Annotated in this window: 4 protein-coding genes and 1 other RNA gene; all 5 read left to right on the top strand. The window is 54.5% G+C overall.

What is annotated here, in order from left to right:
* A partial coding sequence (locus H6B10_RS13730) for a stage IV sporulation protein A (protein ID WP_243427394.1) occupies positions 1-873 on the top strand: 873 nt, incomplete at its 5' end.
* A 16-nt stretch (positions 874-889) separates the two neighbouring features.
* Complete coding sequence (locus tag H6B10_RS13735; RefSeq protein WP_204652121.1) at positions 890-1,102, top strand: hypothetical protein; 213 nt, start codon at positions 890-892, stop codon at positions 1,100-1,102.
* A complete protein-coding gene (locus tag H6B10_RS13740; RefSeq protein ID WP_204652122.1) occupies positions 1,099-1,353 on the top strand; it encodes a pro-sigmaK processing inhibitor BofA family protein in 255 nt (84 codons plus the stop codon). Before H6B10_RS13735 ends, H6B10_RS13740 begins: the two co-directional genes overlap by 4 nt.
* A 42-nt stretch (positions 1,354-1,395) precedes the next feature.
* An RNA gene (gene rnpB / locus H6B10_RS13745) (RNase P RNA component class A) lies at positions 1,396-1,736 on the top strand.
* A 147-nt stretch (positions 1,737-1,883) separates the two neighbouring features.
* Complete coding sequence (locus tag H6B10_RS13750; RefSeq protein ID WP_204652123.1) at positions 1,884-2,783, top strand: RluA family pseudouridine synthase; 900 nt, start codon at positions 1,884-1,886, stop codon at positions 2,781-2,783.
* Positions 2,784-2,972 lie beyond the last annotated feature (189 nt).

The raw sequence follows: 2,972 nt of genomic DNA on the forward strand, positions 1-2,972 counted from the left end.
GCGCAAATGGCCGATCGTTATAATCACGCAGTGTTCCCGATCAATTGCGTTGCCATGACCGCAGAAACATTGGATCGACTGTTGCAAAACCTGTTGTACGAATTCCCGGTTCAGGAAATCGCGGTCTATATGCCCAGCTGGGTGACCATGCTGGAACCCGGGCATTGGCTTCAGAACGCTGTGTATAGTGCGATGCTTGACTATGCGGGCGGTATCCGCAAGATGGCAGATGTGGCGGGAAAACGTCCTCAACTGGATTGTGAATATATCACATCGACCTCCCTCACGGGAATGGACCTGGCCACCGGCACGGTGCGTGTTACGGCAAGCATTGCACCGGATATCTTCTATAAAATTCTTGGGGAACAAACCGGATTGGATATTGTGGACGAAGCAAGCCTTCTGCCTTGCGTGGTCAATTTGGCTCGGGCAAAACGGGCATATGACAAGATCAAGTCTGCGCTGGATCAGGTGGAAGCCACGGGATATGGGATTGTTATGCCGGGCATCGATGAGTTGACACTGGAAGAACCCGAAATCGTCCGTCAGGGTGGCCAGTATGGGGTACGGTTGTCCGCCAGTGCTCCCAGCCTGCATATCATGCGGGCCAATATTCACACCGAATTGTCGCCCACTGTGGGCAGTGAACAACAGGGAGAAGAACTGATCAAGAGCCTGCTGGCTGATTTTGAAACCGACCCCGGTAAGCTTTGGAGCACAAATATTTTCGGTAAAAGTCTCAATGAGCTGGTGAGTGAGGGAGTCCAGGCCAAACTGTTGCATATGCCGCAGGAAGCCAGAAACCGTCTGCAACTGACATTGGAGCGCATTATCAATGAAGGCTGCGACGGTCTGATCTGTATTTTGCTGTAAGATGGGGGAGAAGCCTGTGTTTAAGCGAATGACCCGCCGGGAAAAACAGCGCTGCGCCATGCAGGAAGATCTGAAAAAGGCCATGCAGGAACTGCACGCCAACGAGGTGGCCTTTGAGGAGGCACAGGACCCGTTTTATATCGAGCAGTTGACGTACCAGCACGCGGCCTTAATGTGCCGTTGCCGCGCTCTGCTGCAGATGCTTCGTTCAGGAGGCGAAGATCCATGATGAACTGGTGGACCATGGGAGGAGCAGCTGTTTGCCTTTTGGTGGTAGGGCGCTGCGCGGCGCACCAGCATCACCCTCTACGTGGGCTGCTGGCCGGTGCGGTTTGCGGTTTGGGGGCATTGGCGCTTCTGGCGCTGCTGGACCCCGTCACGGGTGTTTCGTTGCCGCTCACTCCGTTCACTTCTTTTACGGCGGTAGTTTTGGGCGTGCCCGGGGTGATCACTTTGCTGATCCTGCAGCTGCTTCTATAAGACTTGCCAACGACCTGAATTTGTGGTATACTGAACCGAAAACGAGTGGAACATACGGCGGCGGGACAGTTCGCAAGAACTGCCTGAGGAAAGTCCGGGCTTCACAGAGGCATGGCAACTGCTAACGGCAGCCGGGGGTGACCCCAGGGATAGTGCAACAGAAAGAAACCGCCGCGCTTGCGCGGTAAGGATGGAAAGGCGAGGTAAGAGCTCACCAGCGCACTGGCGACTTTGCGGCTATGTAAACCCTGCTTGAAGCAACATCCGTATGGGACATTATGCGGAGCCTCGCGCGTCCCGGTGATGGCGTGAGCCTTGCGGCGACGCAAGGCCAAGATAGATCGTCGTTTGATACAGAACCCGGCTTACGGTCCAGTCGTTTTTCTAGAAATTTCCGGCACATCTGCGCCATTTGATGACGTGGGTGTGCCGCTTTTTTACAGTCATTGTACCAAACATTGGGTTTGCATCATGGTGGGCTTTGTGTTATAATGTCCACATATGGGTGTAGGAGGAGGGCGCACGAAACGATGGAATTGTGCTATATCGTGCCGCCTGAAGCCGAAGGTCAACGCCTGGGGCTTTTTTTGCGTACCCGCGGTGTTACGGCCGGGCTGATCAAATCGGTCAAACATGTGGGGGAAGGCTTCTATGCCGACGATGTCCCTATCCACACAGATCGGCCGGTGCACAGTGGTCAGCGTATTACCTTTGCACTGCCTCCCGAACCGCCTACCAGTGTGGTTCCGCAGCCTGTTCCAGTGTCCATCGCATACGAGGACGCGTTTGCGGTAGTGCTGGACAAGCCTGCCGGGTTGGCTGTTCACCCTACCCTTAATTATCCGGATCATACCCTGGCAAACGGATGGATATATCATCTGCAAAGTGAGGGGAAGACCGGAGTTTTCCGACCAGTAAACAGAATCGACAAAAACACCAGCGGCCTTGTACTTTGTGCGCAGAATGCATTTGCGGCACCGTTGCTTTCGGAAACGGCACAAAAATGCTATCTGGCGATTGTGCAAGGGTCCCTGCCGTTGGGCCCGGGGCAGGTTGAAGCCCCAATCGGCAGACGAGGAGATTCCATCATCGGACGCTGCGTCACGCCGCAGGGCAAATATAGTTTGACGGAGTATACTGTGCTTGCGGCAGGCCCGGGGCACAGCTTGTTGGCCTGTACACCGCGTACAGGGCGCACGCATCAGATCCGGGTACATATGGCTTATATCGGCCATCCCTTGGCTGGGGATACTTTGTACGGCGGTTCGGATGATGTGATCGCTCGTCACGCTTTGCATTGCGGTGTTCTGAACTTTTGCCATCCGCTTACAGGCAAAAGTATCCGTGTCAGCTGCCCTCTCCCTGCAGATATGCAGGCGTTGGCGCAGTCGGAACGACTGCTCGATGGTTGGAATTTGAATGATCTGTAAAGTTTTCCCGCCAGGAAGGCTGCCTCGTCTTTGCCACGTTGTTGCGCGGAAAGGAGACCCCGTACCTTGAATTCTACCCAGACTGATAAACAACCGCAAAAGAAAAAAAAGAATACCTTGTCGCAGCGCCTGGATGACTGGCGGTGCAAACGTACTGTACGCGCGTGGCACCGTAAGAAAAAACGTGCT

Source organism: Gemmiger formicilis (assembly GCF_016901605.1).
GTDB lineage: Bacteria > Bacillota > Clostridia > Oscillospirales > Ruminococcaceae > Gemmiger > Gemmiger formicilis_B.